Origin of the sequence: uncultured Jannaschia sp., assembly GCF_947494055.1 — a bacterium.
Taxonomy (GTDB): Bacteria; Pseudomonadota; Alphaproteobacteria; order Rhodobacterales; family Rhodobacteraceae; genus Jannaschia.
This window is the reverse complement of record NZ_CANLTR010000100.1, coordinates 1-3415: the sequence shown is the minus strand read 5'-3', so window position 1 is coordinate 3415 and position 3415 is coordinate 1. Positions and strand designations below refer to the sequence as shown.

General features: G+C 65.5%; 6 protein-coding genes. All 6 read right to left on the bottom strand.

What is annotated here, in order from left to right:
• Nucleotides 1-208 precede the first annotated feature (208 nt).
• A complete protein-coding gene (locus Q1A87_RS23090; protein WP_299657093.1) occupies nucleotides 209-760 on the bottom strand; it encodes a hypothetical protein in 552 nt (183 codons plus the stop codon).
• 94 nt (nucleotides 761-854) lie between these two features.
• Nucleotides 855-1433, bottom strand: a complete 579-nt coding sequence (locus Q1A87_RS23085; RefSeq protein ID WP_299657090.1) for a PIN domain-containing protein — start codon at nucleotides 1431-1433, stop codon at nucleotides 855-857.
• On the bottom strand, nucleotides 1430-1873 hold the full coding sequence (locus Q1A87_RS23080; RefSeq protein WP_299657087.1) for a helix-turn-helix domain-containing protein: 444 nt from the start codon (nucleotides 1871-1873) through the stop codon (nucleotides 1430-1432). Before Q1A87_RS23080 ends, Q1A87_RS23085 begins: the two co-directional genes overlap by 4 nt.
• Before the next feature lie 164 nt (nucleotides 1874-2037).
• Entirely contained in the window at nucleotides 2038-2355 is a 318-nt protein-coding gene (locus tag Q1A87_RS24380; protein WP_363323062.1) for a tyrosine-type recombinase/integrase, read from the bottom strand.
• The gene (locus Q1A87_RS23075) at nucleotides 2267-2632 is read right to left on the bottom strand and encodes a tyrosine-type recombinase/integrase (RefSeq protein ID WP_299657084.1); all 366 of its coding nucleotides are present in this window, start codon (nucleotides 2630-2632) and stop codon (nucleotides 2267-2269) included. The genes Q1A87_RS24380 and Q1A87_RS23075 overlap by 89 nt, the downstream gene beginning before the upstream one ends.
• Nucleotides 2633-2767: 135 nt before the next feature.
• The coding region (locus Q1A87_RS23070; protein ID WP_299657081.1) for a glutathione S-transferase C-terminal domain-containing protein at nucleotides 2768-3415 on the bottom strand (648 nt) is incomplete at its 5' end.

Sequence of the window (3415 nt, the reverse complement as noted above, 5' to 3'; positions counted from 1 at the left end):
CGAAGATCGTTCTTCACAGGTTATGCAAAAAGTCGGAACGTGCACGTTCGAGCCTGTTGGGCCCTATCGTCCCAGCAACCGACGCGGCTTACAGGGTCCGTGCCTTCTAGCGATCCCGTTCGCCAAGGGAGATCGGTGTCGCGGGAGGCGAGCCAGGACCGTCGAACCCGAACATCGAATATTGGGCTTTGCCATCCTGACTGTCCTGTCAGGACGCTTCATCTCTGCCCGCCGAGACCGTCCCTACTCGATCCCCGTTCTCGTCGCTTGCTCCGCGCAATCTCGATCGCAAGTCGCGCAGGTCCGCATGATCCTCTGCCGCCATCTCGACACGCCCGTCCGATCCACACACGAAGCGGACCCCTTGGTCCGGTCCGAGGGCCAAGGCATCCAGTGCGGCCCGAGGAACCGTCACCCGACCCGCGGGCGTGACGATTGCAGGTCGGTCGACCCATTCGGTGCCGTCACCGTCCTCGCCGTCCCGCGGGCGCAGGCTCGCCATTCGCGCGGTGACGTGCGGCTCGGCCTCCTCCCGAGAGCAACCCAGTTCTGCCGCTACTTCCGAAACGAGGGCCGACCGGTCATGTTCGGATCCCTGCAGCGCGCCGAGCGTCCGCTGCAAGAACGCAAAGGCTGAAGCGATGTCGCGGTAACCCAGCTGCGCGGCGCACTCGAAGGCCCGCGCGTCGAGGAGTTGGTCGAGCGCGTCGAGAGCCTGGCGCATCTCGTCGGTCGCCTGTGCGACGCCGGCAACATCCATGATCAAGGTGTCGTCGAGCCGCGCGATCTCCGCGACGCGGGCCTCGAGGATGGTGTCCAGGATCGGTCATAGCGCATCTCCGGGCATCCCGAGGTTACAGATAATCACGCAGCGGCATCAGCCGGGATGCGAGGCGCGGCATCTGCTTCTGTCGCAGCATCATCAGATACTCGGCAGCGGACGGCGCCGCGCGTAATCCCGCCCGATGTTCCCGCAGAACGACCAGAGCCGGCCCTTCATAATGCTCGAACGTGCCGGCCAGGAACGCGTCGGCCGTACCTGCCTCGATGCCGAACCGATCCAGCTCCGCCGCGGGGAAGTGCCTGATGTTGTCTGTGACGATGTAGTTGGCCGAGCCCGCGATGGCCGCCGCGACGACGTGGCGGTCATCCAGGTCTGGCAGGGCGATCGCCTCGACGAACGCTTCGTACTCCGTCTCGATCCAGGCGCTGGCGAAGTGCGTGCGCATGAGGCCATCCGTCCGGCGCAGCGCCTTCTCCTGGTCTGGATACTGCGAGATCGCGTTCGTGAGCCATTCCCGCTGAATGCGCTCGGTCCAGCTTGCCCGATACAGATCGGCCTCGAAGAACCGCAGCAGCAAATCGCGCTTCATGTTCGGAAAGAGGACTCTCGCGTCGAGAATGGCCGTGTAACGATTGGCCGCGGGGATCACGTGGGGTCGAGCGCGTCTGCGATGTCCTGCATCTCCTGCAGCGCCGCCTTCCGGCTCGCACCACGCCGGGCCTTGTACTCCAGCACGTCCCGGAGGGCGACCCGGCGATGCGTCCCGACCATCTCGTGATCGATCTCGCCATTCTGCAGCAGCTTGATGAGATGCGGCCGGGAAACGTTGAGAAGGTCCGCGGCCTCCTGCGTCGTCAGGCGCCGTGATATGGGCGCATAGGTCACGGTCTTGCCCCGGGCGACGATGCTGAGAAGGTCGGTGATGAGCCCGACGAGGGAGCTCGACAACAGGGCCTCCCCGATCGGCAGGGCCCCGTTCGCGGTCCGGCTGTTCTCGATCGCCGTCAGCGCTTCGGCGGCGCTGTCGGTCTCCTCGGCCGTGGGCAAGCGGTCGCCGAAATCGGCGAGGACGAAGTTCGGTTCGGTCATGTCGGTCTCCAGTGCCGGCGCAACAGGACGGGTCTTTGGCGCCTTGGCTTCTCATATGTGCCAGCTGGCACCCGTATCAAACGAAATTTTCGAAACAGTCGAATTATTCGAAAGTCGCCCGGATCGATGGCGTCTTGCTGTGATCGCTGTGCGGGAGCTTCCGCTCACCACAGCCCGTCGAACCGCTTCGCGGCCGTACGGGTGTAGTGCGCGGTGTGACGAGGATCGCGATGGCCGAGCCAGTCCTGGATCATCCGCAGATCGTGCTTCCTGTTCGCCAGCGCGAAGCCGCAGGAATGGCGTGAGCCATGTGCGGATGGACGTGACCGAGGCCGGCGCGGTCTCCGGCAGACTTGATGATGTAGTTTACGGCCTGCCCTGCCGGGTGAGCGGCTAACGACGCTCGGAGACGAAGAGCCAGGGCAGGTCGTCGTCGCGCCGCGCCAGCCAGCGCTTGATGACGCGGAGTTCGTCGCCGGCAACGGGGTGCTCGACGCTGAGCCCGTTCTTGAGCCGCGCGACCCAGAGCCGGGACTGCAGGAGATCGACGTGCTCCCCGCGCAGGGCGACGGCCTCGGAGACGCGAAGCCCGTGGCGGAACACCATCAGGAGTAGGAGATGATCGCGGACGCCGTGCCGGCCCTTCTTGGCAGCCTGGAGGAGCCGATCGACCTGCGGCTGTCCAAGGTAGTCCCGGCCGCGCTCGTGGGCGTCCGCGGCGTTGCCGTCGGCACTCTTGACACTTCGCCGGTTGGTCATTGTTCCGTCGCGCTCCGCAAGCCCCTGCCCTACCTAGGTCTTCGTAGCACGACTTTTTACACTAGGCACCTTTCGTAAAGAGTTCTGGCGAAGCCGTCGACACGATGGGACAAACACGGCGAGGTCCATTTGGACTCAAATCCCGCCGCGGCCCAGGGCAAGCAGGCGGTCGGCGTTCTGGTTAAAGGTCTCCGCATCGTTCTCGACCGTGCGCTTGCCCTCGCCGTGGTTCTGCCGGTCCTTCTGGAGGTCGATCGCGCGGCGCACGGCGGGACGGCCCTTCAGCCGTTCGCGCCAGTTGGCGACGTTCGGAAAGCGGTCGAGCGACGAGCCGAGGGGCTTGGCAATGAAGGCCCAGGGAAAGGCTTGCATGTCTGCAATGGAGTATTCTTCGCCGAGGATGTGGGGACGGTCCCTCAGCCGGTTCTCCAGCACCGCCATCGTGCGCTCGTACTCGCCGAGATAGCGGCGGAAGCCGTAATCGCGCTCCGCCTCGGGCGCGTAGTTGCGGTAGTGGCTGAGCTGGCCGCCCATGGGCCCCTGGCTACCGGTCTGCCAGAAGAGCCACTCCATGAGGTCCTTGCGCGTCCGCCTGTCACTCTCGGACGGCGCGAAGCGTCCTGTCTTCTCCGCCAGATAAAGGAGAATCGCGGCGGACTCGAAGACCGCCAGGGGCGCGTCGCCGTAGCCCGCCGCCGGCGCGTGATCGAGGATGGCCGGCATCTTCGCGTTGGGGCTGAGGGCGAGGAAGTCCGGCGCGAACTGGTCGCCCTCGTGCAGCCG